General features: G+C 67.9%; 21 protein-coding genes. 14 read left to right on the top strand and 7 right to left on the bottom strand.

Going from position 1 to position 26,152, the window contains the following annotated elements; translation table 11 throughout:
• Window positions 1-88 precede the first annotated feature (88 nt).
• The 5 genes from MFF07_RS01455 to MFF07_RS01475 form a co-directional block, all read right to left on the bottom strand.
• Window positions 89-1,375 (bottom strand): glycosyltransferase family 4 protein, encoded by a 1,287-nt coding sequence (locus MFF07_RS01455; RefSeq protein WP_238230458.1) that lies wholly within the window; start codon window positions 1,373-1,375, stop codon window positions 89-91.
• Window positions 1,372-2,160, bottom strand: a complete 789-nt coding sequence (locus tag MFF07_RS01460) for a polysaccharide deacetylase family protein (protein ID WP_147814364.1) — start codon at window positions 2,158-2,160, stop codon at window positions 1,372-1,374. Before MFF07_RS01460 ends, MFF07_RS01455 begins: the two co-directional genes overlap by 4 nt.
• Window positions 2,157-3,590: an O-antigen ligase family protein gene (locus tag MFF07_RS01465; RefSeq protein ID WP_147814362.1), complete on the bottom strand. Its 1,434-nt coding sequence runs from the start codon at window positions 3,588-3,590 to the stop codon at window positions 2,157-2,159. The genes MFF07_RS01460 and MFF07_RS01465 overlap by 4 nt, the downstream gene beginning before the upstream one ends.
• Window positions 3,590-6,913 carry a glycosyltransferase family 2 protein gene (locus MFF07_RS01470; RefSeq protein ID WP_238230459.1) on the bottom strand — a complete coding sequence of 1,108 codons (3,324 nt, stop codon included), beginning with the start codon at window positions 6,911-6,913 and terminating at the stop codon, window positions 3,590-3,592. Before MFF07_RS01470 ends, MFF07_RS01465 begins: the two co-directional genes overlap by 1 nt.
• Window positions 6,914-7,245: 332 nt before the next feature.
• Window positions 7,246-8,139: a class I SAM-dependent methyltransferase gene (locus MFF07_RS01475; protein WP_147814360.1), complete on the bottom strand. Its 894-nt coding sequence runs from the start codon at window positions 8,137-8,139 to the stop codon at window positions 7,246-7,248.
• A 205-nt stretch (window positions 8,140-8,344) separates the two neighbouring features.
• On the opposite strand from MFF07_RS01475, the gene MFF07_RS01480 reads away from it, so the two are divergent.
• The 12 genes from MFF07_RS01480 (at window position 8,345) to MFF07_RS01535 (ending at window position 22,668) form a co-directional block, all read left to right on the top strand.
• Window positions 8,345-8,944: a cysteine hydrolase family protein gene (locus tag MFF07_RS01480; protein WP_147814358.1), complete on the top strand. Its 600-nt coding sequence runs from the start codon at window positions 8,345-8,347 to the stop codon at window positions 8,942-8,944.
• An 82-nt stretch (window positions 8,945-9,026) separates the two neighbouring features.
• Window positions 9,027-10,787, top strand: a complete 1,761-nt coding sequence (poxB, locus tag MFF07_RS01485) for a ubiquinone-dependent pyruvate dehydrogenase (protein WP_147814356.1) — start codon at window positions 9,027-9,029, stop codon at window positions 10,785-10,787.
• A gap of 126 nt (window positions 10,788-10,913) precedes the next feature.
• Window positions 10,914-11,657 carry a (Fe-S)-binding protein gene (locus MFF07_RS01490; RefSeq protein WP_147814354.1) on the top strand — a complete coding sequence of 248 codons (744 nt, stop codon included), beginning with the start codon at window positions 10,914-10,916 and terminating at the stop codon, window positions 11,655-11,657.
• Window positions 11,654-13,219, top strand: a complete 1,566-nt coding sequence (locus MFF07_RS01495) for a lactate utilization protein B (RefSeq protein ID WP_147814352.1) — start codon at window positions 11,654-11,656, stop codon at window positions 13,217-13,219. Before MFF07_RS01490 ends, MFF07_RS01495 begins: the two co-directional genes overlap by 4 nt.
• On the top strand, window positions 13,216-13,818 hold the full coding sequence (locus MFF07_RS01500) for a LutC/YkgG family protein (RefSeq protein ID WP_147814350.1): 603 nt from the start codon (window positions 13,216-13,218) through the stop codon (window positions 13,816-13,818). Before MFF07_RS01495 ends, MFF07_RS01500 begins: the two co-directional genes overlap by 4 nt.
• Before the next feature lie 85 nt (window positions 13,819-13,903).
• Window positions 13,904-14,764: a transglutaminase-like domain-containing protein gene (locus MFF07_RS01505; RefSeq protein ID WP_147814348.1), complete on the top strand. Its 861-nt coding sequence runs from the start codon at window positions 13,904-13,906 to the stop codon at window positions 14,762-14,764.
• Between the two features lie 59 nt (window positions 14,765-14,823).
• Window positions 14,824-16,206: an ethanolamine ammonia-lyase subunit EutB gene (locus MFF07_RS01510; protein ID WP_238230460.1), complete on the top strand. Its 1,383-nt coding sequence runs from the start codon at window positions 14,824-14,826 to the stop codon at window positions 16,204-16,206.
• Entirely contained in the window at window positions 16,203-16,985 is a 783-nt protein-coding gene (gene eutC, locus MFF07_RS01515) for an ethanolamine ammonia-lyase subunit EutC (protein WP_147814344.1), read from the top strand. Before MFF07_RS01510 ends, eutC begins: the two co-directional genes overlap by 4 nt.
• A gap of 195 nt (window positions 16,986-17,180) precedes the next feature.
• Window positions 17,181-17,987 (top strand): SDR family NAD(P)-dependent oxidoreductase, encoded by an 807-nt coding sequence (locus tag MFF07_RS01520; protein ID WP_147814342.1) that lies wholly within the window; start codon window positions 17,181-17,183, stop codon window positions 17,985-17,987.
• Window positions 17,988-17,992: 5 nt separating this feature from the next.
• The gene (locus MFF07_RS01525; RefSeq protein WP_238230531.1) at window positions 17,993-19,375 is read left to right on the top strand and encodes a dihydrolipoyl dehydrogenase; all 1,383 of its coding nucleotides are present in this window, start codon (window positions 17,993-17,995) and stop codon (window positions 19,373-19,375) included.
• Between the two features lie 96 nt (window positions 19,376-19,471).
• Entirely contained in the window at window positions 19,472-22,090 is a 2,619-nt protein-coding gene (locus tag MFF07_RS01530) for a histidine kinase dimerization/phosphoacceptor domain -containing protein (RefSeq protein WP_147814340.1), read from the top strand.
• The gene (locus MFF07_RS01535) at window positions 22,087-22,668 is read left to right on the top strand and encodes a biliverdin-producing heme oxygenase (protein ID WP_147814338.1); all 582 of its coding nucleotides are present in this window, start codon (window positions 22,087-22,089) and stop codon (window positions 22,666-22,668) included. The genes MFF07_RS01530 and MFF07_RS01535 overlap by 4 nt, the downstream gene beginning before the upstream one ends.
• Window positions 22,669-22,690: 22 nt before the next feature.
• Here MFF07_RS01535 and MFF07_RS01540 read toward each other — a convergent pair whose 3' ends face one another.
• Window positions 22,691-23,761 carry a lysylphosphatidylglycerol synthase domain-containing protein gene (locus MFF07_RS01540; protein WP_147814470.1) on the bottom strand — a complete coding sequence of 357 codons (1,071 nt, stop codon included), beginning with the start codon at window positions 23,759-23,761 and terminating at the stop codon, window positions 22,691-22,693.
• Window positions 23,762-23,772: 11 nt separating this feature from the next.
• Window positions 23,773-24,141 carry a (2Fe-2S) ferredoxin domain-containing protein gene (locus MFF07_RS01545; protein WP_187272415.1) on the bottom strand — a complete coding sequence of 123 codons (369 nt, stop codon included), beginning with the start codon at window positions 24,139-24,141 and terminating at the stop codon, window positions 23,773-23,775.
• Window positions 24,142-24,389: 248 nt separating this feature from the next.
• Between MFF07_RS01545 and MFF07_RS01550 the strand changes: the two genes are divergently transcribed.
• Together MFF07_RS01550 and MFF07_RS01555 are read left to right on the top strand one after the other, a co-directional pair.
• Complete coding sequence (locus MFF07_RS01550; protein ID WP_147814336.1) at window positions 24,390-25,727, top strand: KpsE/RkpR family capsule polysaccharide export protein; 1,338 nt, start codon at window positions 24,390-24,392, stop codon at window positions 25,725-25,727.
• A 134-nt stretch (window positions 25,728-25,861) separates the two neighbouring features.
• Window positions 25,862-26,146, top strand: coding sequence for a hypothetical protein (locus MFF07_RS01555; RefSeq protein WP_147814334.1), 285 nt, complete (start codon window positions 25,862-25,864; stop codon window positions 26,144-26,146).
• The last annotated feature ends 6 nt before the right edge of the window (window positions 26,147-26,152 follow it).

Below are 26,152 nucleotides of genomic sequence, written 5' to 3' on the forward strand. Positions count from 1 at the left end.
CAGGGCCGTTCGCGGCCCGAGAGGCCGCGCGCAATCGCGCTTGCCGGCGGCCGATCGCCGAACGCGTCGAAGTTTATCGCCGCTGGTATCATCGCCGGCCTCCGCGAAGTGAGGCGTAGAGATCGAGCAGGCGATCCCGGTAGGCGTCCCGGGAGAAATCCGTCTCGACCCAGCGCCGCCCCGCCCGGCCCATGGCGAGCAGCGTCTCGGCCGGCAGCGTTCCGAAGCGTGTCAGTTCGGCCGCGAGCGCCGCGACATCCCCCGGCGGGACGATGGCGCCGGTTTCCCCCTCGCGGACCATCTCCGGCAACCCGCCGATGCGGGCACCGATCACCGGGCGACCGAGCGCATAGGCTTCGAGCACGCTGATCGGCGCGTTCTCGTACCAGGTCGAGGGCAGCACGACGGCACGGCAGCCGCGGATCGCATCGTGCAACGCCTCGCCCGTTCGGAAGCCGAGGAAGCGCGCGTCGGCGCCGGTCTCGGCCGCGAGCGCCCGGAGTTCGTCCTCCATCGGCCCGGTGCCGACGATCGTGACCGGCTGCGCGGACAGGGCGGCTGCGCGCACCAGCGTATCGAGCCCCTTCTCCGGACTGAGCCGGCCGACATAGAGAAAGCCCTCGCCGACGGTCGTACCGGGCCGCAGCGCGGTGGAATCGACGAAGTTCGGCACGTGGACGAAGCGCTCGCGCGGCCAGCCCCATTCCACCAGCTTGTCGATGTAGAACCGGCTCGGCACCGCGAAGGCGTCGACGGTGTCACGGTAGAGTCCCAGCGCCCGATGCACCGCCGTCTCCAGCATGACGAGGCCGCTCAAGGGCAGCGATCCCTTGATGCAGCGGTTCACGACGACGTTGTGGATCCGGCCACCCCTGCAGCGCTCGCAGACCTTGCCGTCACGCAGCATCGTGTAGGCCGGGCAGGCGAGCTTGAGATCGTGGACCGTCATCACCACCGGAACCCCGGCCTGTCTCAGGACCGGCAGGAAGGAGGGCGAGAGGTGGTGATAGATGTTGTGGAAGTGGGCCACATCCGGCCGCGCCTCGCCCAGGATGTCACGAAGCCGTGCGCGGGCCTCGCGCGAGTAGATGATGCTCGCAGCGTGCTTGAGCCGAGTCATCGGGCCGTAGGCGTGGCCGAACTCGATCTCCTCGACGAAATGACGCTCGTGCGGGGATGGGAGGTTTCGCGGATGGCGCATCGCGAAGGGCACCACGTCCCAGCCGATCTCTTCGAAGAGGCGGTTCTGCTCGAGGAAGACCACCTCCGCGCCACCGCGGCGATAATAATAGTTGTTGATCGACAGCAGCCGTCCGCCGGACGGCAGGGCCGACGGCACGATCGGAGCCTCGATCCGTTCCGCGACTGCGATCATGATGCGGTCGCCCGATCGTCGCCGAGCACCTGCCGCAACGCCTCGCGCATGGTGACGACGGATGCCCCCTGCCTCCGGGCCTCGGCGACCGCGGCCCGGAGCAGATCCGGATGGCAGCCCCACGGCTCGGGGCGCTCGCTGATGCCGTGGCTGAAGAACACCAGCCAGCCGCGCGCCTCGACGGCGCGGGCGATCCAGGAGCGCACCGCCGCCGCGTCGATGCAGCAATCGGCGAGTTCGACCGCGCGCAGGAAGCCGGGATCGATCCGGCCGGCATTGATCCCGGGGACGCCGCCGCGGCACGTGGCGAAGTGGGATTCGAGCTGCCGCTTGGCCCGCAGCGAGGTCGTATTGAAGGGGTAGGCGAAGTTGGCCGGCGCGATGCCGGGATCGATTTCTCCGAGAAAGCGCGCATTCCTCGCGATGTCCTCCGCGAGCGCCGTGCGGCCCAGGTCCGAGACAGCCTGGTGCGAGAAGGTGTGGCAGCCGATCTCGTGGCCGCGGCGATGCAGGTCGCGGCACTGCTCCCGGCCGGCGAGGCGTCGGATCGGTTCGACCGCGCCGACGAGGCTGCCGGCGATGTAGAACGTGCCGCGCACTCCGGCGCCTTCCAGGATCGCGGCACCACGCTCCGCAGCGGAGTCCGGGATGTCGTCGAAGGTGAAGGACACCAGCGGCGCGTGCGGATGGGCCCGGACCGTCCGCGTGCGGATGGTGCGGGCGGCCAGCCGCGCGAGGCGCCGCTGCAGCGGCTCCCGCATCGGGGCTTGCGCCAGACCGGTCATCGCGCAGCCTCCGCGGACGGTGCGACGATGACGCGGGCGCAGGCGAGGAAGCGCAGGCCGATGACGGCGAGCAAGAACATGAACCAACCGGGCGTGTTGTTGAGGAAGATGCTTTCGAGGAAGCTCGTCAGCAGGCAGAACACCCACAGCCGCGTGAAGAACGCCGTCGTCGCCGGATCCTTGCCGCTGGCGAGGCTGCGGTTGAGATCCCGTAGCGGTTGGACCACGAACGCGCCGAGGCTGATGATCAGCCCCGGCAGGCCGGTCGTCAGAAGGATGTCGACATAGCCGTCATGGCCGTTGGCGGCTTGGCTCGCGAAGGTCTCGGAGGCGCTGTAAAATACCGAGCCCGAGCGCCAGAACGCCTCGAATCCATGTCCGATCAGCGGCCTCGCGCCCAACTGCGACAGGGCGTAGCTCCAGATCTCGGTGCGGTTGGTGAAGGTCGGGTCGGACGAGACCACTTCCAGGATCGCGTGGACCGGGGGCAGGATCACCGAGCCCACCGTGAACAGCCCGAACAGCCCCAGCACCGAGGCGATGATCGCCCCGCGGACGAGCGGGGAGGACACCCTCAGCAGGATTTCCGACAGCAGCAGCGAGACCGGCAGAAGCGCCAGCGCGGTCTTCGATACGGTCGCGACGAGGAAGATCGCGGAGGCGATGCCGAGCAGCCATCCGACCGCCACGTTGAAGGTTCGCGCCACGTAGATCGACACGATCACCGCCAGCGCCATCGCGCCGCCCGCCGCGTTCTTGTGCAGGAACGAGCCGCGCCAATGCCCGGCATGCATCGGCTCGAGGATCTCGTCGGCGGAATGGACGGCGTGGCTCGGCCAGAGCGCGACGCCGCCGTAGCAGATCACCAGGACGGCGAGCAGCGAGACCGCGAGATATGCGGAAAAGATCCGCCGATCGCCGGCCATCAGCAGCGCGTTGACCACCTGCACGATGATGAGGAGCGTCAGCACGTAGCGGCGCGCCGAAAGCGAGGGCTCCACGGATAGGCCGGCCGTCACGAGGTACCAGGCCAGCGGCGCCAGGAAGAGCGGCACGGCGAGGCTGCCGGCATGACGCCAAGCGCCGAGGGCGAGGCCTGCGGCCGACAATCCGGCGAGAAGGAAGACGGCGGCCTGGTTGAGCGCGCCGGCCGACTCGCTCGGTGTCTGGGAGGTCGGATCGGTGAGATCGATGAACGGGTTCACCGAGATCCAGAAGAACAGGAAGACGAACAGGAACAGCAGGCCCGAGGCGGCCACGGACAGCGCCGACCGGGAGGAGACCGGCCGGGCCGCGACGATCTTCGGCGACGGGCCGGGCTCCGTCATCCGCCCGGAGCCGCGCTCCAGCCGGATCGGCTCGACTTCGACGTCGGCCCGAGGGCCGACGCGGTATCGGTAGTCGAGGGGTGGGGAAGCGTCGGCCGACATCACGACCGCTCCATCAGGAAGAAGGTCGTCGGGCCATGGCTAGTCGCGGTGTTGTCCAGGTCGAATACCAGGGTGTTCGCCTCGGTGCGCATCGCGATCGCATCGCCCGGCGTTCCGTCGAGATGCAGCGAGCGCAGACGCCATTCCCGCGGCGCGTCCAGGGCGAACCGCAGGCGCGCGGTCTGACGCTCGATCAGAATCGGCATCTCGCCGAAGTTTTCGATGGTGCGCGCCTCGGTGTCGCGGAAGCGCATGCCGGTGTTCCTGGCGTCGGTCGCGAAGATCAGCAGCATCCGCCGGGACGCGATGAGATCCCGACCGTCGAGGGCGCTTGCCGCGAGCAGAGCCGGTCCGCTCCCGGCCTCGATCGTCAGGGGCCCGAGCCGCAGCTTTTCGGTCACCGCGGCATAGCTCGCGGCCACGGTGCGCGGCGTGACGACCTGCAGCCGGCGCGCCCTGGCATCGAGAAGGATCTGCCCGCCGACGCTTCCGTAGAGGCCAGCGGCCTCATCGGAAGCGTCGTCTCGAATCGCGGCGCGATCCGCGGCGAAGGACGGGGTCGTCCCTTGCGAGAGCGCCGGCAGCGTGGCGACGCCGGCCGGGACACGCTCGCCCGAATGCGGGACGAGACCGAAGCGCGTCAGCAGCCCGAGCTTGGTCACGGAATCCGGCAAGCCGCCGAAGCCGTCGTCGACGAGGTCGGCGGTCGTCCCGAACGGAAGGGCCACACCACTTTGCGCCGCGGCGACGTCGCCGCGCCGGAACAGCAGGGCGGCCAGGGTCTCGCCGGCCCGGGCGACCGGATCGAGCGAGATGCCGAAGGGCAGCAGCCTGCGCTTATGCGGCCAGGGCTGATCGACGGTCAGGTCGATCGGCCCGGCTGCGTGGCGGCAGATCGCATCCCAGCCCTGAAGCGCGGCATAGGCCGGCACCACGAGTCCCGCCTCGCGCCGGAAGCGGTTCCAGAACAGATGGTCGTACTCGGTGACGACGAAGGGTGTCCCGAACCGGCGCCGGCCGACCAATTCGCGCAGGTAGCCGGCAGCGTCGTCGAGTGAGCTCTTCTGCGAGATCGTCGTGCCGGGATCGAACGAGAGCACTTCGTCGAAATAGGCGTTCATGCTGACGACAGGCAGCGGGGCCCGGCTCAGATCGGTCTGGCTCGACAGCCCGTTGTTGTAGGCGCTGACGAGGCCCGAATAGCCGAGGGTTGCGAGTTCCCCGGTCATCCAGCCGACCGTGTCCGTCTCCAGCGCGACGAAGAAACGCTTGAGATCGCGCATCCGCGGGCCGGGCACGTAGCGATCCGTCGGCAGGCGGACCGTGCCCGCCTCGAGGCTCTCGCCGGCCCCGAGATCGCCCCAGGCCGAACGCAGCGCGGCGCTGCCACGATAGGTCGTCTTGAGCCAAGCGTTGAACGGAGCCCGGAGCATGTCCGGATAGGCTTGTCCCGAGTCCTTCTCGGCCAGGATCGTATCGAATTCGACGCCGTTCTCGTTGGCGAGCACCACGAGGGCCAGCGCGGAATCGTGCAGCGGGCTGAGCCCGGTATAGGGGTTCACGCTGCCGTAGATCGTCCTGACGAGGCGCCGCCAATGGGCGCGCGCGGCCCCATCGACATGGACGCCGAGCTTGAGTCCGCCCGCATTGCCCCAACGATCGTCGATCCCGCCGAGGCCGCCGGATTGCGACGTCAGCCCGTCGATCATCCAGTAGATGCCGTTGCGCTTCAGCGCGGCGAGCAGATAGCGGAGCCGGTCGAACTGCTCCGGGTCGAGATCGAAATCGCGCGACCGCCCGGTCATCAGGATCGCGTCGGCGAAGTGCAGCCGGGCGAGGTTGTAACCGTGGATCCGGAGTTGCCGCGCATAGCGCTCGGCGGTCGGCTTGTCGGGATAACTGCCGGAGGCCGGACTCCAGGCGAGCGACGCGCACAGGAAGGGGACGCGCGTGGCCGGATCGTCCGCGAGCGCGAGGTTGCCGGAGGGGCCGGCGATCACCCGGCCTTGCGTGCCGGCCGGGACGAGGGGTCCGAGGCCGGAAAAGTCGAGCGGGCTGCCCTCGGCTATGGCGAGGTTGCGATCACGCAGGGCCACCCATGTCGGCTCTGCCGGCCGGGCATCGGCGCGCTCGATCGGGGCGGCGGCCGCCACTGCGATGGCGAGCCCCGCGCAGATGGCCAGCGCTTTTGCCGCCCGGCCGGGGGTTACGTCCCGGGGTGCGGGCGATGCCGCGTCGTGCCGGGTTGCCGGTTCCGCGACGGTGCTGGCGATCCGCTCACCCGGCGCGACCCGTCCCCCAAGAAAACCGCGCGCCATGCCGAAGGCGTGCGCGTTCCAGGCAACGAAGGCGTAGAGGCCGAGCGGCAGCGAGCGGTAGCGCAAGCCCAGGGCGGCGATCGGAAGCGCCATCAGTGCCACCAGTGCAACGAGCTTGGCGAGGCCGGGCACCGCGACGGCGAGGCCGGCGGCGACGAGCCAGCCGAGATAGACCCCGAGCCAGAGCCGGATTTCCGGAAGGTCGCGCAGGGCCATGCGCAGATGCGGGCGGCCGATCGCGGCCCTCAGCATCTCGCCGATGCCGTCGAGATAGCGGCTTTCGATCCGTCTCCTGAGCAGCGCGTAGCCGCCAATCACGTGACCGTAATGATCCACGAAGGGGACGGCGAGGCGGTGCAGACGCCACCCTGCCGCACGCAGACGGACGGCGAGATCGAATTCCTCGTAGCCGTGCAAGTTCCGGTCGCTGAAATGGCCGACCTGCTCGATCGCCTCGCGCCGGTAGAGGCCGCCGCCGTTGAGACGGTCGACGGAGCCGGGCTGAAGGTCGACCGCGCCGCGCAGGGCACGGCGCTTGAATTCGAGATTGACGACGTTGACGTCGCGTACGCCGCCGCCGACGCCGGCCACCTCCGGGTTTTCGCCGAGGAAGCGCAGGCCGGCGCTGAGGAAGCCGGGGTCGAGCACCATGTCCCCGTCGATCAGGCAGACGAAGCGGCCGCGGGCGTGCTGGTAGCCGAGCTGCGGCCCGATCCCGCAACTGCGCGGCACGTCGTCGGCGAGCCGCGCGACGCGTGCTCCGCCAGCCGCAGCGATGGCGGCGGTGCGATCGGTCGAGCGGCTGTCGGCGAGGATCACCTCGCCCGCGCCAAAGCCGGCCTCGGCCACGACCGCCAGGGCTGTCCAGGCACTCGCGACGGCACGCGCGACATGCGCCTCCTCGTTGAGCGCCTTGATCACCACCGTGACCGCGACGTCCCCGCCGCCGGCAACGCATACGGCTCCGCATCCGCTCGGCGCGCCGTCTGTCGGTCTGCTACCCATGCCCCTCATCCTGCGGCCGACGCCGTGCCGCCAACAATGCGAATAACTCCGCAACGGCCAAGTTTATCCCGAAGACGACAACTCGGGTGGAAGCAACTTCGTACTTAAGTAAATTTTACCGAAATAAACAGAGAACGCTCGACCGCGGGCGAACGAAAATGCAGCGGCTTAACCAGTACTCTCGTTTTCTGGCCTCTCTTGGAAATCGCTGTGGACGACACCGATGCCATCGAAGCGCATTCCTGCCAGGCGGATCTCAGTTGGTCGAAAAGACGCGCGTTGAGACAGACACTTGAAGGTGCCGGCCCGAAGCAATCGAGCCGGACATCACTTCAGGGCATTCTGGCGAGCACCATACCGGTCAGCACGTCCATGCTCGCCCCGTCGTCGCGATAGGCTTCATGGAGACCGTCCGTACTCCAGTCGCGGTACTCCTCATCCGCAACGGCGACGGCACGGCATTCGGCATCGATCCAGCCGAGACGTTCGAGACTCCGCAGATAGTCGGCCGGCCTGCAGCGGTTCGGTTGACCGGGAAACGCGAGGCTTCGGTAGAGGTCCGGCGAGAACCGGTAGATGCTGTTGGGATCGCTGCCGCGGACGCCGCGCGTGTGGGTCTGGAAATCGACTCCGGCGACCAGAGTCGCTCCCGGTCGGGCGACCTGCGTGATGTGGGCGAGGACCCGGTCGATGTCGTCGAAATGCTCGAAGGCGGCGTTGCTGACGATCAGGTCGAAGCGCTTGCCCTGGGCGGCGCGCACGATGTCGAAATCGGGATCGATGACGTAGGCAACCGGGTCCGTCAGGCCACCATCCAGCGCGTCGGCGGCTTCCCTCAGCCGGACGCGATCGACCTCGTCTGGCAGTTCGGCATCGGCCAGCACACGGTAGAACGCCGCAGGCGTATGATCGGCCAAGGCGAAGGCATCGACGGCGCGATAGGAGCGCGCACCGAGGCCGACCAGCAGAACGCCGGTGCCCAGGGTCGCCCCCGGGCCGAGTTCGAGAACGTCGAGACCGGCGAGGCTCGGAAGACGGCCATCGGCGGCGTCGAGATGACGACGCCAGTCGGCGACGATGTCGATCACGTGCGCGATCGCCTTGGGCCAATCGTCCGGCGAAAAATCGGTCGGATTGCGATAGCCGCCGATGCGGTGGCGCAGGCTCGCGCCAACGAGTGCGGCGAGTCCGAGCCCGTAGAACAGGCCGTTCTTGAGCGGTGTCACGAGTTACCCGTGCTGTACGCCCCCCGCCTGCAGACAGATACACGAGACGTTTCCAATTCGTGAAGCCCTGCGCCACGTGGGAATCGGATGCAATGGATGACGGGCCGAGACGCGGCTGTTAGAGGTTCGTCGCGCCGCGCGAGGTTCACTGCGCCGCACCAGGGCTACCCCCGGCCTCCCCGAAAATCCGCGAGGACTCCAGCCGATGTCGGATCTCAAGACGCTTCGCGACGTCTCCGGACTGAGCCCCAGCCCGGCGCCCCTGCGGGACTCGGCGCTGCTGATGATCGACCTGCAGAACACCTATCGCGAGGGCCTGATGCGACTCGAGGGCGTCGAACCGGCGATCGTCGAGGCGAAGGCGCTGCTGGAGCGCGCCCGCAAGGCCGGCATCCCGATCATCCATGTGCGCCACGACGCCGGAGCCGGTTCGCCCTACGACATCGCGGCGCCGATCGGCCAGATCAGCGACGAGGTTGCGCCGCAGGGCGACGAGGCCGTGATCACCAAGGCCTATCCGAGCGCCTTCGTCGGCACCGATCTGCAGGCGCGCCTTGAGAAGGCCGGCGTCAAGAACGTCATCGTCGCCGGCTTCATGACCCACATGTGCGTGAACTCGACCGCCCGCAGCGCTTTCAGCCTCGGCTTCAGCCCGACGGTGGTGGCGAGTACCACGGCGACACGCGACCTGCCGGGCACCGACGGTTCGGTCGTGTCGGCCTCCGCCCTGCAGGCCGCGAGCCTCGCCGCCCTCGGCGACCTTTTCGCGGTGGTCGCGCGGAAGCAGAGCGACATCCCGGACTGACGTCGATGCGCCTCGCAATGCTGCGGCGCGGAACACGGCATGGCCTCCATCGGTTCGGCTCGTTGATACAGGAGCCGGACCCATGCCGAACGCCAACGTCGCCGACCTCATCGTCGAAACCCTCGCCCAGGCCGGCGTCGGGCGCATCTACGGCCTCGTCGGCGACAGCCTGAACGCGATCACGGAATCGATCCGCACGCGCGACGACATCGACTGGGTCCATGTCCGGCACGAGGAGGTCGCGGCCTTTGCCGCCGGGGCCGAGAGCCAGATCACCGGCAAACTCGCCGTCTGCGCAGGCAGCTGCGGCCCCGGCAACCTCCACCTCATCAACGGCCTGTTCGACTGCCACCGCACCCGCACGCCGGTGCTGGCCATCGCCGCGCATATTCCGTCGGCAGAGATCGGCTCGGGCTATTTTCAGGAGACGCACCCGGAAAACCTGTTCCGCGAGTGCAGCCACTATTGCGAGTTGGTTTCCGACCCGTCGCAGTTGCCGCAGGTGTTGGAGGCGGCCATGCGCGCCGCGATCGGCCAGGGCGGCGTCGCCGTCGTCGTCATCCCCGGCGATGTCGCCTTGAAAGAGGCCCCGACCCGCGGAATCGCGCCGAACGCCGGGCTGCTACCGCGTAAGCCGATCGTGCGCCCGGCCGAGCCCGATCTCGACGCGCTCGCCGAACTACTAAACGGCTCGTCCCGCGTGACGCTTCTCTGTGGCCGCGGCTGCGCCGGGGCACACGCTGATCTCTTGCGGCTCGCCGAAAATTTGAAAAGCCCGATCGTCCACGCGCTCGGCGGCAAGGAGCATGTCGAGTACGACAACCCCTACGATGTCGGCATGACCGGCCTGATCGGCTTTTCCTCGGGCTACGCGGCGATGATGAGCTGCGATGTCCTGCTGATGCTCGGCACCGACTTTCCCTACCGGCAGTTCTACCCGACCAAGGCCAAGATCGCGCAGGTCGACCTTCGGCCGGAGAATCTGGGCCGACGCTGCCGGCTCGATCTCGGCCTTGTCGGCGATGTCGGCGCGACCATCGACGCGCTGTTGCCGAAGCTCCGCGCCAAGACCGACCGGGCCTTCCTCGACGACAGCCTCAAGCACTACGCCAAGGCCCGCGAGGATCTCGACGAACTCGCAACCCCAAAACCCGCCCGCGGCTGGTTCGGCCTCAAGCGCGACAGGCCCGTGATCCATCCGCAATACCTCGCCAAGGTGGTGAGCGAGACGGCCGCAGACGACGCGATCTTCACCGCCGATGTCGGCACGCCGACGGTCTGGGCGGCGCGCTACCTCAAGATGAACGGCCGGCGCCGCCTGCTCGGCTCCTGGGTGCACGGCTCGATGGCCAACGCCATGGCGCAGGCGATCGGCGCGCAGGCGAACGACCGCGGTCGGCAGGTGGTCTCGCTCTCGGGCGACGGCGGTTTCGCCATGCTGATGGGCGACCTGCTGACGCTGCGCCAAGAAGGGCTGCCGGCCAAGATCGTCGTGTTCAACAACGGCTCCCTCGGCTTCGTCGAGATGGAGATGAAAGCCGCCGGCTACATAGAGACCGGCGTTGCCCTGGAGAACCCCGACTTCGCCGCCGTCGCCCGCGCCACCGGCATTCACGGCGTGCGCGTCGAGGATCCGGCCGAGTTGGAGAGCGCCGCCCGCGACGTCTTCGCGCATGACGGCCCGGCGCTCCTCGACGTGGTGGTCGCCCGCAACGAACTCTCGATGCCGCCCAAGATCGACGGGCAGCAGGTGAAGGGCTTCAGCCTCTACGTGATGCGGGCGGTGATGAGCGGGCGCGGGGATTCGGTGCTCGACCTCGCCAAGACGAACCTGCTTCGGTAGAACGGGTAGCTTACAAAGGTTCCAGTCTATCGGATCCGAAGCCGTCATTCAGAGGCCGCGCAGCGGAACCAGGAATGACGGCTTTGGTGTTAGAAGGCGACCAAGCCGCCATCGGGTCGGACAATCATGCGCATCGGCCTGTTCGTGCCCTGCTACGTCGATGCCTTCGAGCCCGAGGTCGGGATCGCGACGCTCGAACTGCTGGAGCGCTTCGGGCTCAAGGTCGAATACCCCTACGACCAGACCTGCTGCGGCCAGCCGATGACCAACACCGGCTGCCACGCCGAGGCCGCCGCGACCGAAGCCCTGTTCGTGAAGAATTTTACGGAGTTCGACTACGTCGTCGCGCCGTCCGGCTCCTGCGTGCATCAGGTCCGCGAGCACCTCACCGCGATTCCGCAGACGGACGCGGTGAAGGCCGTGCGGTCGAAGACCTTCGAACTCGTCGAGTTCCTGCACGATGTCCTGAAGATCGAGGAGCTGCCTTGGGCGGAATTTCCGCACAAGGTCGCCTACCACAACAACTGCAACTCCTTGCGCGGCATCCACCACGCCCGGCCCTCCGAGCTGAATGCGCCGTTCTTCTCGAAGCCGCTCGACCTCCTGAAGAAGGTCAGGGGCATCGAGATCGTCGACCTCACGCGGCCCGACGAGTGCTGCGGCTTCGGTGGCACCTTCTCGGTGTTCGAACCGGCCGTCTCGGCCAAGATGGGCTACGACAAGGTCGGCGATCAGGCGCGGGCGGGGGCCGATTACGTCGTCTCGGCCGATTCCTCCTGCCTGATGCATCAGAAGGGCTGCGCCGAGCGGCTCGGCCTGCCGCAGAAGTTCATCCACATCGCCCAGGTGCTGAACGGAGCGGTCGCATGAGCGCCGACGACCTGCGCCCGAACGAGGACGCGCTACATCCGGACGTCCAGCCCGCAAGCGACGAAAGCGCGCGTGGCCAGGACGGCCAGCGGCTGCAACACGCCGAGGCCGCCTCGAAGCCCATCCGCGCACCGGCGACCCGCGAGCCGCAGCCCCGCGGCGCGAAGATCCGCGGCGACAGGCCGATTGATCAGGCCGAGGCGGCCGAGCGCTTCCTCGCCGCGCCGCTCCACCAGAAGGCGCATGACGAGCGCCTCTGGGACGTCCGCAAGAAGCGCGACGTCGCGACCCAGGCCATTCCCGAATGGGAAGAGCTTCGCGAGCTCGCCTCGCAGATCAAGACGCACACGCTGAGCCATCTCGACGAATATCTCGAACAGTTCGAGGCGGCGGCGAAGGCCAACGGCGTGCATGTCCACTGGGCGGCGGACGGAGCCGAGCACAACCGCATCGTCCACGGCATCCTGAAGGATCACGGCGCCAAGACGCTGATCAAGTCGAAGTCGATGCTCACCGAGGAGTGCGGGTTTCGCCACTACATGGCGGCCAACGGCATCGACATCATCGAGACCGATCTCGGCGAGCGCATCCAGCAGCTCGACGACGAGGAGCCGAGCCACGTCGTGATGCCGGCGGTCCACAAGACCCGGATCGACGTCGCCGAGGTTTTTGCCCGGACGCTGGGCACCGATCCGACCAACGACGACGCCCACTACCTCGCCGAGAGCCAGCGGATGACCACGCGTCCGCACATCCTCCAGGCCGATGCCGGCATGACCGGCTGCAACTTCGCCATCGCCGAGACCGGCACGGTCGTCACCTGCACCAACGAGGGCAATGCCGACCTCTCCGGCAACGTGCCGAAGCTGCAGATCCACTCGATCGGCATCGAGAAGCTGATCCCGCGGGTCGAGCATCTCGGCGTGTTCATCCGCGTGCTCGCCCGCTCGGCGCTCGGTTCGACCATCACGCAGTACACCTCGCACTTCCGCAAGCCGCGGGCCGGCTCGGAAATGCACATGGTGCTGGTGGACAACGGCCGTTCGGCCCGGCTCGGGATGGAGGAGTTCTGGACTTCGCTGAAATGCATCCGCTGCGGCGCCTGCATGAACACCTGCCCGGTCTACCGGCGCTCGGGCGGCCTCTCCTACGGCGCGACCTATTCGGGGCCGATCGGGCTCATCATCGACCCGACCTTCAACAAGCGGAAGTATTCGACCTTGCCGTTCTCATCGACGATGAACGGGTCGTGCACCAACGTCTGCCCGGTCAAGATCAACATCCACGAGCAGATTTTTGCCTGGCGCAAGGTGCTCGCCGAGGAGCACCAGATCCCGCTCCTGAAGCAGGGCATGATGAAGGCCGCCGGTGCCGTACTGAGCCGCCCGGCCGCCTATCGCGCCGCGATCGGCACGGCCGATTCCGCGCTTCGGGCGCTGCCGCGGTTCGCCGTCTACAACCCGCTGAACACCTGGGGGAAGGGCCGCGAGATGCCCGAGACCCCGAAACAGAGCTTCCACAGCTGGTACAAGCAGAACCGCATGAAGGACGGCGCGAAATGACGAGCCGGGAGACGACGCTCGCCGCCATCCGCGCGAACCGGCCGAAGGGCGATTTCCCGCTGCCGGCCCTCCCGGCCTTCGCGCCGCTGGTCGGTGCGGATCTCGTCGAAGAGTTCGGCGAGCGGCTGAAGCGCATGGGCGGCCGCATCGAGAAGGCCGGCGATCCGGACCCGCTGGCCCCCGTCCGCCAGCGTCTCGACTGTGCCAATGTCATCGCCTCGGCCGTACCGGAGATCATGGGAAACCGCGATCTCGCGGCGGTGGCCAAGCCCGCCGACCTCGAAGACGTCGACGTCGCCGTGGTGCGTGCCGCCTTCGGTATCGCCGAGTCCGGCTCGGTGCTGTTCACCGAGCGCGAACTGATCGTGAATTCCGTCGCCTATCTCGCACAGCACCTCATTGTCCTGCTCGATCCCGCCGAGATCGTCGACACCGTTCAAGCCGCCTATCACCGGCCGGAATTCGCCGACTCGGCCTATGCCGTGCTTCACACCGGGCCCTCCGCGACGGCCGATATCGAGGGTGTGCTCATCCATGGGGCACAGGGCGTGCGCTCGCTGACCGTCGTCCTGTTGCAGCGCAAAATTAAGGCAGCTTGAGCGGGAGCCGAAACAGGGCGAAGGCGTTGGCGAGTATGGTGTTTTCACCATGCCCCCGATAACTCCCAAACTTCCGGACACCGACGTGCGCTTCAAACTCGGCTGCAGCCTCGCCTATCAGGTGAAGGCCCCCACGACGTTCATCTTCAATGTGGAGGTCGCGCATCTGAAGAGCCTCGCGATCAAGAGCGAAATCCTGACCTTCGCGCCGGACATCGAGCGCCGCGTCTACGCCACGCCGGACATGAAGAACCGCTACATCGGTCTCAACGTCGCTCCCGGCCCGCTGTCCCTCGAATACAATGCCGAGGTCGAGCTGACGGTTCACCGCGCCGATCCGGCGACGGTCAACGAGACGCCGGTCTCCGAGCTGCCGCTCGACATCCTGCCCTTTCTGCTGCCGAGCCGCTTCGTTTCCTCGGACCGCCTCGCCGCCTTCGCCCAGGCCGAATTCGGCCATCTGCCCAAGGGGCATCGGCGGGTGAACGACATCTGCACCTGGATTAACGAGCACATCGCCTACCAGCGCGGCGCCAGCGACGGCGAGACCACCGCCCACGAGACCCTGCTGAAGCGCGCCGGCGTCTGCCGCGATTTCGCGCATCTCGGCACGGCGTTCTGCCGGGCGCTCGGCATCCCGGCTCGCTTCGTCTCGGTCTATGCCTACGGCCTCGTGCCGGCCGACTTCCATGCAGTGTTCGAGGCCTATCTCGACGGGCGCTGGTGGCTGTTCGACGCGACGCGGCAGGCCCATCTCGACGGCCTGGTGCGCATCGGTGTCGGCCGCGACGCCGCCGAGATCGCCTTCTGCACGCCCTACGGCGAGATGGAGCCGACGAACATGCAGATCCGCATCGACCGTGCCGACGGCGGCTCCGAGCCGACCGAGCGCACGGTCGACGCGATCTCGACGGAAGAGCCCGCGCCGCATGCCGGCGCGGTGTGAGGCTCGACAGGAAGCACGATCCTGCCATCCTGTGATCCCGTGACATCAGGAGACACCGGATGGCCTATCGCCACCTCGTCGGGTCCCGCACTCACGTCTTTGCCGACCTTGCGATACTGATGGCCAAGGCGACGCCGGTTCGATCCGGCGATCGCCTGGCAGGCATTGCAGCGGAATCGGCTGAAGAAAGCGTGGCCGCGCGCTGGTGCCTTGCCGAGGTGCCGCTGTCGGAGATCCTGGCCAAGCCGCTGATCCCCTACGAAATCGACGACGTCACCCGGTTGATCCTCGACACGCACGATCAAGCCGCCTTCGCCGAGATCGCCCACCTCACCGTCGGCGATTTTCGCGAGTTTCTGCTGACGGCCTCTTTCGAGACGCTTGCGCGCATCGCCCCGGCGGTGACGCCGGAAATCGCGGCGGCGGTCTCGAAAATCATGCGTAACCAGGATTTGATCCTGGTGGCCCGCAAAGCCCAAGTCGTCACGAAGTTTCGCAACACCATCGGACTGCCCGGTACGCTGGCGGTGCGGCTGCAGCCGAACCATCCGACCGATGACGCCAGGGGCATCACCGCCTCGATCCTCGACGGGCTGTCCTATGGCTGCGGCGATGCGGTGATCGGCATCAACCCGGCCTCGGACTCGATCCGCACGCTGTCGAGCCTGCTCGGCCTGCTCGACGACGTGATCCAGCGCCTCGCGATCCCGACGCAATCCTGCGTGCTCACCCATGTCACCACGACGCTGGACGCGATGAACCGCGGCCTGCCGGTGGATCTCGTCTTCCAGTCGATCGCGGGCACGCAGAAGGCCAATGCGAGCTTCGGCGTCACGCTACCGATCCTGAAGGAGGCGCACGAGGCGGCGCTGGCGCTGAAGCGCGGACCCATTGGCGACAACTGCATGTATTTCGAGACCGGGCAGGGCTCGGCGCTTTCGGCCGACGCCCACCACGGCATCGATCAGCAGACCTTGGAGGCGCGGGCCTACGCCGTGGCACGGGTCTATCGGCCGCTGCTGGTCAACACCGTGGTCGGCTTCATTGGCCCCGAATATCTCTACGACGGCAAGGAGATCATCCGGGCTGGGCTGGAGGATCATTTTTGCGGCAAGCTGATGGGCGTGCCGCTCGGCGTGGACGTCTGCTACACCAACCACGCCGAGGCCGATCAGGACGACATGGACACGCTCCTGACCCTGCTCGGCGCGGCCGGCTGCACCTACGTCATGGGCGTGCCCGGCGCCGACGACGTCATGTTGAACTACCAGTCCACCTCGTTCCACGATGCGCTCTACATCCGCGAGGTGCTGGGCCTGAAGCGCGCACCGGAATTCGCGGCTTGGCTCGAAGAGATCGGGCTGACGGACGGGGAGGGTGCTCTGCTGTCCGGCAATGCCGGTACCGCCTTGCTGACGGCCGCACCGGATCTCGCCGCGTGAGCGAAGACGATCTCTGGAAAAGACTCGCACGGCTGACGCCGGCCCGGATCGGACTCGGCCGCGCGGGGGCCGGGCTGCCGACGCGAGAGGTCCTCGGTTTCGGCCTCGCCCACGCCCAGGCTCGCGATGCCGTGCACACGCCGATGGACGCCGAGGCGATCACCACTGCGATCGAAGCGCTCGGCCTGCCCGTCCTCGCCGTCGCCTCCCAGGCCGAGGATCGCGCGACTTATCTGCGCCGGCCCGACTACGGCCGCCGCCTCGCTTCCGAGAGCCGCGACCGTCTTACCGCGGCCGCCGACGGCCCCGTCGACCTCGCCATCGTCGTCGCCGACGGCCTCTCCGCCCGCGCCGTCCACGAGGGGGCTGCGCCGATGCTCGCCGCACTGAAACCGCTCGTCGACAAGGCAGGCTGGAGCCTCGGGCCGGTCATCGTGTCCGTCCAGGCGCGCGTGGCGCTGGGCGACGAGATCGGAACGCTCCTCAAGGCGCGGGCGGTGGCCGTATTGATCGGCGAACGTCCGGGGCTCTCCTCGCCCGACAGCCTCGGCCTCTACCTGACCTTCGACCCGAGACCCGGCCGCTCGGATGCCGAGCGCAACTGCATTTCCAACGTCCGCCCGGCGGGGCTCTCGCACGACCTGGCGGCATTCAAACTGCATTGGCTGATCGCGCAGGCTTTTTCGCGGGGGCTCAGCGGCGTGAACCTGAAGGACGAGAGCGACGCCGCGCTCGATGCGCCGCCGGAGCGGGCGTCATTGCCGGACACCTCGGTTTAGCAAGGGCCGCGCGTACCCGAAGCGTAATCCCGTCCTCGGTGCCGCAGTGCCGGCAAGCCTGGAACGTTCGCATCGCCGTGGTGTTGGCGACGCAATGTCAGGCCGGTGCGCCAAGCGCGCTTCGGGCCGTCACGAAGCCGCAAGCCGCCTTATCGGCGCGGGCTCCGTACCTCTCACGATCTAGTGGAGTTTCGAATGGATCTCGGCATCAGCGGCCGCGTCGCCGTCGTCACGGGCGGCGATTCCGGCATGGGCTACACCAGCGCGGAGTACCTGCTGCGCGAAGGCGTCAAAATCGTCCTGTCCGACATCAAGGATGAAGCGGTGCAGGACGCCGCCAAGCGTCTCTCGGCATTGGGCGAAGTCCGTGCCTTCGCTGCCGATCTGTCCTCGAACGACGGCGCGGTCGCGCTACGGGCGTTCGCAGACACGGCGTTTGGACAGAAGCCGACGATCCTCGTGAATGCGGCCGGCGTCACCGGGGCCACCGGTGACTTTCTGGAGATCGACGACGCGGGCTGGCTGGAGACCATCCAGGCCGACCTGATGGGTGCGGTGCGGATGGCTCGGGCCTTCATCCCCGGCATGCGCGAGGCCGGTTGGGGCAGGATCGTGCTGTTCACCTCGGAGGACGCCGTGCAGCCCTATGTCGAGGAGCTGCCCTATTGCGCGGCCAAGGCCGGGCTGATGAACCTCACCAAGGGCCTCTCGAAGGCCTACGGGCCGGACGGCGTGCTCGTGAACTCGGTCGCCCCCGCTTACATCGCCACGCCGATGACCGACGCCATGATGGAGAAGCGCGCCGAGGAGATGGGCGTGTCCTTCGACCGGGCGATCGAGACCTTCCTGGACGAGAAGCGTCCCGGCATCGTCGCCAAGCGCCGCGGACGGGTCGAGGAGGTCGCGGCGGCGGTCGCGTTCCTGTGCTCGGAGCAGGCGAGCTTCATCACCGGCGAGAACCTCCGCGTCGATGGCGGCGCCGTCCTCACGATGGCGTCGTGAGTCCGATGAGAGAGCTGTCCTGCGACGTCGCGGTCATCGGCGCCGGCACCGCGGGCATCGCTGCGCACCGCGCCGCCCTCGATGCGGGCGCGGCCTCGATTCTGATCGAGCAGGGGCCGGGCGGCACCACCTGCGCGCGAGTCGGCTGCATGCCTTCGAAGTTGCTGATCGTGGCGGCGAATGCGGCCCATGAAGCCCGCGCGGCGCACCGCTTCGGTATTCATGTCGAGCACGTGCGGGTCGACGGCCGAGACGTGATGCGGCGCGTGCGCCAACAGCGCGACTGCTTCGTCGACAGCGTGTTCGAGGGGCTGGAGAAACTTCCGGAAGGCAGCCGGATCACCGGCCGCGCGGTGTTCGAGGACGCGACGACCCTTCGCATCGACGACGCGATCCGCCTGCGCTTCAAGGCGGCCGTGATCGCGACGGGATCGAGCCCGAGCGTGCCGAAGCCGCTGGAGGGCCTCGGCGAACGTCTGCTCACCACCGACACGCTCTTCGAGATCGAGGATCTGCCGGAATCGATCGCGGTGCTCGGTGGGGGGCCTGTTGGGATCGAACTGGCGCAGGCGCTGGCACGGCTCGGCGTGAAGACCGCGTTGTTCGATCCCGCCGGTGCGTTGGGCGGGATCGCGGATCCCGATCTGGCCGAGGCGGCGCGCGACATTTTCGGGAAGGATATCGCGCTCCATCTCGGGGCGACCGTCGAACGTGCCGAGGCGACAGAGGGCGGCGTTACGCTGCACTGGTCTGACAAGGATGGCGGAAAGGGCTCGGCGTCGTTCGCCCGGGTCCTGGCCGCCACGGGCCGCCCTCCGAACGTGCGCGGCATCGGGCTCGCCAGCACCGGCCTGTCCCTCGACGAGGACGGGATGCCCGCCTTCGATCCACACTCGCTCGTCTGCGAGGGTGACTCGATCCTTATTGCCGGAGACGCCAACGCGGCCCGTCCGGTTCTGCACGAGGCGAGCCGCCAGGGCCGCATCGCCGGCCGCAACGCCGCTGTGCTGGCACGGTCCGACAAAGGATCGATCGAGAACCCAAGGCCTTGGGTGAAGCTCGCAATGGTCTTTACCGAGCCGCAGATCGCGGCGATCGGAGACCTGGGCGGCGACCTCGTCGGCAAGGTGGATTTCTGCGACCAGGGTCGTGCCCAGGTCATGGGCCGCAACCAGGGCGGCATGCGGGTCTACGCGGACCGGAGCGGCCGCCTGCTCGGCGCCGAGATGCTCGGTCCCGACGTCGAGCACCTCGCGCACATCCTGTCCTTTGCCATCCAGGACGGACACACGGCGCAAGACCTGCTCGACAGGCCGTTCTACCACCTGACCCTGGAAGAAGGCCTCCGGACCGCTCTGTCCGATATCATACGGAAAACTGCAGGTTGAGCACGAAGTTGTGCGGAAGCATCCTCGTCGTGTCGCCGGAACCGTCACCTTCTGAGGATTGCGCGAGAGGGCGGGCGCGGTCATACCGGGGCCGGAATGATCGACCCGCCCCACAACAGGATCCAGGACGTCCTCGGGAAGTCCGTCGATCTCGACGCCCTGTCGCCCGAGGCGCTCGACCGTCTCGACCAGGGCGTGATCGCGCTGGACGCGGCGGGCCGGGTGCTGTCATTCAGCGAGGGCGCCGCGAGCCTTTCGGGGTTCTCGGCAAGCGCCGTCGTCGGCCGTCACTACTTCCGCGACATCGTGCCGAGCACGAACGTGCCGAGCTTTCACGGTCGTTTCCTGAGCGGGCTTCGGCGCGGGCGCCTCGACGAGACCTTCGAGTTCGTGTTCGGGCGAATGCCGCAACCACTGCGAGCACGCATTCATCTTCGCGCGTCGGCGACGCCTGGTCGCTACTGGCTGGTGATCGCCGCCCTCGAGAACATCGGCGCGGGACGCTCGCGCGAGGCGGTGATGGCGGCCGTTGGCCGGCGCGTCCGGGCCGAGCCGGTCGATCCGAGCCTGTGCGAACGCGAGCCGATCCACATCCCGGGCTCGATCCAGCCCAACGCCGTCATGCTCGCGGCGGATGCCGAGACGCTCGCGATCCTCGTCCACAGCGCCAACATCTCCGACGTCTTCGATGACGACGGCACGGCGCTCGATGGGCGGCACCTGAGCGAGGTCCTTCCGGCCGGTTTCGTGGCGCTGGTCCAGGCCGGCGTCGCAGCGGGAAGCCTGGAAGACGGCCGGCTGCTCCGGCAGGCGGTGACCCTCGCCAGTCGGCCGGACGACCGCTTCTACGCCGTCGCACATGTGCGGAGCGGCCGGGTCATCGTCGAGTTGGAGCGCGCGCCCGACCGTCCTGACGATTTCGGTTCGGCCACCCCGTTGGAGACCGAGTTGGCGGTCGTCCGCCTGCGCGGGGCCGAAAGCCTGGACGAGGCGGCGCGGATCGTCGCGAGCGAGATCCGGATCCTCACCGGCTTCGAATCCGTCCTCGTCTACCGCTTCGACGCGGACTGGAACGGCGAGGCCATCGCCGAGGATATGATCCCCGGCTGGCAGCGCCCACTGATCGGACTGCGCTTCCCCTCCTCGGACATTCCGGCCCAGGCCCGCGCGCTCTATCACAAGGCCAAGAGCCGCTTCGTGATCGACCGCGACTGCGTGCCGGTGCCGCTGGTGGCGGGTAAGGCAGCCGGCAACGGGCCGATCGACCTCACCTTCGCCCAGAACCGCACGCTTTCGCCGATCCATCTCGAATATCAGCGCAATCTCGGCGTGAACGGTTCGATGTCGATCTCGATCCTCGTCGAGGGCCGGCTCTGGGGCCTGATGATCGGCCATCACCGGCAGCCGCATTACGTCGCGCCCGAGACGCGGGCCGCCTCGACGGTCCTCACCGACGCCTTCGCCATGCGCGTGCAGGAGATCGAGGCGCATCGCCGCTGGGCCGAGCAGCAGACCCATCTCGACATCGAGGGGCGGCTCGTGCGCGGGCTGACGCGCACGGACGACTTCGTCCAGGCGCTAACAGTCGGTTCGACCACGCTGCTCGACCTGTTCGATGTCGGCGGCGCCGGCATCGTCTCGGAGGGCCATGTCAGCCTGATCGGGGCCTGCCCGACCGACAAGGAGGTCTTGGCGCTCGCGGATTGGTTGAGGGAGGCCCTGCCGCAAGGCCAGCCGAGTTACACCACCGATGCCCTGAGCAGCGCCCATGCCCGTGGCGGCGCTTATGCGGCTACGGCGAGCGGCCTGCTCGCGGCCTTCGTCGATGCCGAACGGCTGCACCTCCTGCTCTGGTTCCGCCCAGAGGTGCCGAGCACGGTCACTTGGGGCGGCGATCCGCGAAAGCCGGTCATCGCCGGTTCGGGGTCGGTGGCGGTGCTGCCGCGCCGCTCTTTCGAGCGCTGGGTCGAGGAACGCCGCGGCGTCGCGACGCCGTTCGCGGATTGGCAGGTCTCGCTCGCCGAACAGCTCGCCCAGGCGGTCGAGGGCGTCGTCCTGCGCCAGCGGCGCAAGATCGAGGAACTGACCGATCTTCTCGTCGAGAAGGAGCGGCTGCTCGCGCAGAAGGATCTGCTCACGCGCGAGATCGACCACCGCGTGAAGAACTCGCTGCAGATCGTCTCGGCTTTCCTGCACATGCAGCGGCGCCAGATCACCGACCCGGCCGCACGGCAGGCCTTCTCGGAGACCTCCGGCCGCGTGATGAGCGTCGCGCGGGTGCATGACAGCCTCTATCAGGCCGGCAGCGTCGAGGAGGTCGATCTCGGTCAGACCATCGACAACTTGTGCAAGGATCTCGCGGGCCTCGCCGGTAACCAGCACGTCGTCGAGCTCACTGCCGATCCCGGGCTGATGGTGCCCTATCAGAAGGCGGTCTCACTCTCGCTGATCGCCACGGAACTCGTCACCAACGCCTTCAAATATGCGGGCGGCCCGGAGCGGGGAGCGCGGGTCAACGTAAGCGTTTCGGCCGTCGAGAGCGGCGTCAAGCTCAAGGTCTGCGACGACGGGGAGGGGCTTCCTCCCGACTGGGACACCGGCAAGGCCAAGGGTACCGGCCTCGGGATGAAACTGGTGCGGGCCATGCTGGACCAGATCAACGCCCGGATCGAGGTCGAGAACGTGCCCGGCGCCTGCTTCGTCGTCTACGCGTGACCGAGGGGCTCCACGCACGGCTTCGGGCGGCGACCGCAGGGGCGCATCAGGCCCTCGAACGCGACCTCGATTGGGAGGCGCGCACCGCCACACTTCAGGGATATCGCGACCTGCTCGCGCTGATGCGTGGGTTCCATGCCGGTTTCGAACCTGCGATCGGCCGCATGCTGGACGACGAGGATTTTTTCGGGCCGCGGCGTAGACTCCAGGCGCTCGATGCGGATCTGAACCGGCTCGGGCTCGGCGCGACGGATATCGCAGGACTTCCGGCGGTCTCGCCGATCGCCCTGACGAGCCGCGCGTCGGCCTACGGTGCGCTCTACGTGCTCGAAGGCTCGACGTTGGGTGGACAGGTGATCGGCCGCTCGATCGCCGAGCGCCATGGCCCCGATGCCGAGGCCGCCTGCCGCTACTACCGCGGACACGGCCGCGCCACCGGCCGGATGTGGAACGCCTTCCGCGCCCGTCTCGACGGGCTCGACGGCGACGATGCGCTGGTAGCGGGGATCGCGACCTTCGATGCGCTGAGGACGTGGCTGGCTCGCGCGGAAGCCGTTCGAGCCGTGACGGCATCGTAAGCCCGACACCTGAATCGGGGCGCTACGAGCCCCCCGGCGAGACGCCGTCGGGGTTCTCGGCGCGAGACGGCGGCAGGATCGTCGCGCGGCGAGCCTCCAGCATCTGCCAGGCGACCAGCGAGGGCAGGCCCAGTACGACGTCGGGAACCCGCTTGGCGAGCGACAGTGCGATGGCCGTGCCGGCGTCGATGCCGAACAGGGCGCCGACAACGACGAAGCCGCCCTCTTGAACGCCGAGCCCGCTCGGAACCGGAAAGGCTACCGACTTGATCGCCTGCGACAGTGATTCCAGCACGATCACCTCGGTGGCATTGATCTCGACGCCGATGCAGGTCAGCGCGATCCAGATCTCCGCCGCTCCGAGCCCCCAGGCGGCGAGGTGGAGCATAAACCCCTGCGCGAGGCGGCCGCGCCGGCCCCGCGCCCAGACCGCGTCGAGCGCCGGCTGCACGCCGAGTCCGGATTCTTCCGGCACCTGACCAGGCGTGGCCGTGCCGGCGACCTGACGTCCGAGAGTGGTAAGCCCGCGTTCCACGAGCTTGGCCGCGCCGAGCCGCTGGAACGCGAAGAAGGCTCCGAGCAGGACGATCGCTACGCCGAGGGCCTCGAGCGTGAAGAGCGCGAGCGAGGCCGCCGCCTCTCCCTCCACCTGCTGGAGCAGGAGGACGCCCGTCAGGGTGAAGGCGATCTCGGTGGCGACCTGAAGCAACATGTCGGCGAGGATCGAGGCGGCTGCGAGCCCCCCCGTGACGCCCCAGAAGGTCAGGAGACGCCCGCCGACGACCTCGCCGCCGACCGAAGCCACCGGCAGCAGCACGTTGATGCCCTCGCGCACGAACCGAAGGATCAGGAAGGCTGCATCCTCCACGCTCGACAGACCGTCGAGGACTCGGGCCCAGGCGATCCCACAGAGCAGGATCACGCCGACGCGCACCAGCACCACGCCCGCGAGGCCGACGAGCCCGATCCGGCCGAACGCCGCTCCGATCGCGGCAACGTCGTTCGTCGCGATCAGCCAGACGCCGAGCGCGAGACCGAGCACGGTACCGACGAGCGGCAGGCGACGCAGCAGCGCGCGGCCGATCCGGGCCATCGGACCAGTACTCACGACGGGATGTCTTTCGATTCCGGTCCGGTGCGGCCAGTCTCCGGAAGAAGGCCCCGGACCGTTGCCGGGGGGAGGGCCGGATCGAGCAGCAGGACGCGGCTGCGGCTGATCGAATCATGCGTCGCCACGGCGATCAGCCGTTTCGGGCAGGGGCCGAGGCATCCGGTCTCGACGACGCGCATCCTGCGCCCCTGCGTCTCTCGCTTGAACGCACGCTTGAGCGAACGCCCGAACGCGCGCTTGGGCAGTCCCTGACGCTTGGCGCATTTCGAGCAGACCACGACGAGGTCGTCGAAATCGGCCTTTGCAGCCCGCGGCGTCGCGCCCAGACCGGCGGCAGCGGTTCCCTGGTGGTCCTTGCCCAAGCGTCGATCCTTCGGAAGGCGTGCGGTTCCGGTAGCGGAGACTCCCGCGCCCTATCGCGAAAGCACGAGTCGCACGCAATCCTGCCGGGAATGCAGCAGCGACGCGTGCGCCACAAAAAGGGCCGAAAAAGACGAGACTTGAGAGAGATGTGGCCACGGCTTTCCGACAAAAGCACCGCGATGCGTCGCGGCCTGCGACGGGTCGCCGCCGCTCGCGCCCGCCGGTGGATCCGCAGGGACCCAATTCTATGAACGCCGACGAGGTCAAAGAGCGCGAGGTCAAGGTCCGACCGAGCGAGGGTCTGCAGGGCCTGATGGATCTGGCGCGCCGCTCCGTGCCCGAACTGCGCCGGAACATCGAGACCCTCGAACCGCTCAAGGAAGGCGGTGCCCTGGCATTGCTGCGCCGCGCCCGCGAGCGCGTGAACTGGCGGCAACTGCCGGGTCTGCGGCAGCGCGCGCCGAAACCAGCCGAGCGGCTCCAGGTGGTGCTGGCGAAGCGGTTTGCCTATTTCATCGTCCTGCCGACCGCGATCATGGCGCTCTACCTGTTCGTGTTCGCTTCGGACCAATACGTCGCCCAGGCGAAATTCGCCGTGCGCGGCGACGTCGAGCCCATGGGCGAGACCTCGGGCGGTGGCGAGTTCGCCAGCCTCATCCAGAAGCACAACAGCCAGGACAGCTTCATCGTCCGCGATTTCGTGCACAGCCGCACCATGGCGGAGGCCGCGCAGTCCGTGCTGCAGGTCTCCAAGATGTTCTCGGGATCGGACGCGGATTTCTGGGCACGCTACCGCGACGGACAACCGATCGAGGAATTCGCCAAATACTGGACCAAGCACGTCAACGCCCACATCGAGGCGGTCTCGGGCGTCATCACCCTGAGCGTGCGGACCTTCAAGCCGGAGGATTCGGTGGCGATCGCCGAGCTGGTGATCGCCCGGTCGGAGAAACTGGTGAACGAGATCTCGCGGCGTGCGCGCGCCGATCTCATCGCCCATGCGGAGACGGATGCGCGCGCCGCAGAGGAGCGGCTGAAGAAATCGCGCCTCGCACTCCAGAGCTTCCGCAACACCTGGGGCATCATCGATCCGCTCAAGACCGCGGAATCAACGCTTCAGACCATCGGGATGCTGAACAAGGACAAGCTCAAGGCCGAGAACGACCTGCAGGTTCTGCGCGACTCGCGCCTCGACGAGAAATCCCGCGGCGTCCAGACCCTTGTGGCCACGGTCGCGGCGATCGACGGCCAGATCAAGCGGCTGAAGGACCAGCTCACCAACGAGGGGCTTGCGGCCGGCACGCCGAACAACATCACGCAGGCGCTGCTCGAATTCGAGGGTCTGAAAATCGAGCAGCTGATCGCGGAAAAGCTCAACGAGTCGCTCCACCTGATGCTGGACAAGGCCCGGATCTCGGCCAACAAGCAGCAGGTCTATCTGGCGGTCTTCGTGCCGCCTTCGCTGCCGGCCTCGTCGATCTATCCGGAGCGCGGCTACACGCTGATGGTGACCTTCTTCTGCTGCTTCGCGCTATGCAGCGCCGGGTCGCTTCTGCTCAGCGGCGTCAAGGACCAGCGGATCTGACCAAGACCCCTGCCAGGGGCACCCGCCCCGTACCCGCCGGAATGACGGGCACGGCCTTTCGGAGAGGCCGGCCGGTGCACTAGAAGCGGGTTCGGGCCTCGAACCGTTCGCCCTGCGTCCTTGCCGTAAAACCCATGTCGGATTTCACAGACCTCGTCGCGCGCGCCGTCAACCCGTCGATGGGCCGGGAGGAGCGCGAGTCGGTCTACAGCGTCGTGCGCCAGGCCGTGCTGAGGCTGCAGGAGCGCGAGAACCTCGAGCCCGGGCATCCGCAACGCAGCCTACAATTGCACCTCGTCGAGGAGACGATCCGGGACATCGAGTCCGACGTCGTCCGCTTCCTCACCATGAAGAAGATGCGGGAAGCCGCCGCCCTGCAGGATGCCGAGGCCGAGGCTCGCGCCGGAAAGCGCCGTTGAACGAGC

This window comes from Methylobacterium thuringiense, assembly GCF_022179645.1.
GTDB lineage: Bacteria > Pseudomonadota > Alphaproteobacteria > Rhizobiales > Beijerinckiaceae > Methylobacterium > Methylobacterium thuringiense.

Bases quoted from the DNA above. Each gene is read 5' to 3' on its own strand.
- MFF07_RS01455 (WP_238230458.1), bottom strand. From the start codon at position 1,375: ATGATCGCAGTCGCGGAACGGATCGAGGCTCCGATCGTGCCGTCGGCC.
- MFF07_RS01460 (WP_147814364.1), bottom strand. From the start codon at position 2,160: ATGACCGGTCTGGCGCAAGCCCCGATGCGGGAGCCGCTGCAGCGGCGC.
- MFF07_RS01465 (WP_147814362.1), bottom strand. From the start codon at position 3,590: ATGTCGGCCGACGCTTCCCCACCCCTCGACTACCGATACCGCGTCGGC.
- MFF07_RS01470 (WP_238230459.1), bottom strand. From the start codon at position 6,913: ATGGGTAGCAGACCGACAGACGGCGCGCCGAGCGGATGCGGAGCCGTA.
- MFF07_RS01480 (WP_147814358.1), top strand. From the start codon at position 8,345: ATGTCGGATCTCAAGACGCTTCGCGACGTCTCCGGACTGAGCCCCAGC.
- poxB (WP_147814356.1), top strand. From the start codon at position 9,027: ATGCCGAACGCCAACGTCGCCGACCTCATCGTCGAAACCCTCGCCCAG.
- MFF07_RS01490 (WP_147814354.1), top strand. From the start codon at position 10,914: ATGCGCATCGGCCTGTTCGTGCCCTGCTACGTCGATGCCTTCGAGCCC.
- MFF07_RS01495 (WP_147814352.1), top strand. From the start codon at position 11,654: ATGAGCGCCGACGACCTGCGCCCGAACGAGGACGCGCTACATCCGGAC.
- MFF07_RS01500 (WP_147814350.1), top strand. From the start codon at position 13,216: ATGACGAGCCGGGAGACGACGCTCGCCGCCATCCGCGCGAACCGGCCG.
- MFF07_RS01510 (WP_238230460.1), top strand. From the start codon at position 14,824: ATGGCCTATCGCCACCTCGTCGGGTCCCGCACTCACGTCTTTGCCGAC.
- MFF07_RS01520 (WP_147814342.1), top strand. From the start codon at position 17,181: ATGGATCTCGGCATCAGCGGCCGCGTCGCCGTCGTCACGGGCGGCGAT.
- MFF07_RS01525 (WP_238230531.1), top strand. From the start codon at position 17,993: ATGAGAGAGCTGTCCTGCGACGTCGCGGTCATCGGCGCCGGCACCGCG.
- MFF07_RS01530 (WP_147814340.1), top strand. From the start codon at position 19,472: ATGATCGACCCGCCCCACAACAGGATCCAGGACGTCCTCGGGAAGTCC.
- MFF07_RS01540 (WP_147814470.1), bottom strand. From the start codon at position 23,761: ATGGCCCGGATCGGCCGCGCGCTGCTGCGTCGCCTGCCGCTCGTCGGT.
- MFF07_RS01550 (WP_147814336.1), top strand. From the start codon at position 24,390: ATGAACGCCGACGAGGTCAAAGAGCGCGAGGTCAAGGTCCGACCGAGC.
- MFF07_RS01555 (WP_147814334.1), top strand. From the start codon at position 25,862: ATGTCGGATTTCACAGACCTCGTCGCGCGCGCCGTCAACCCGTCGATG.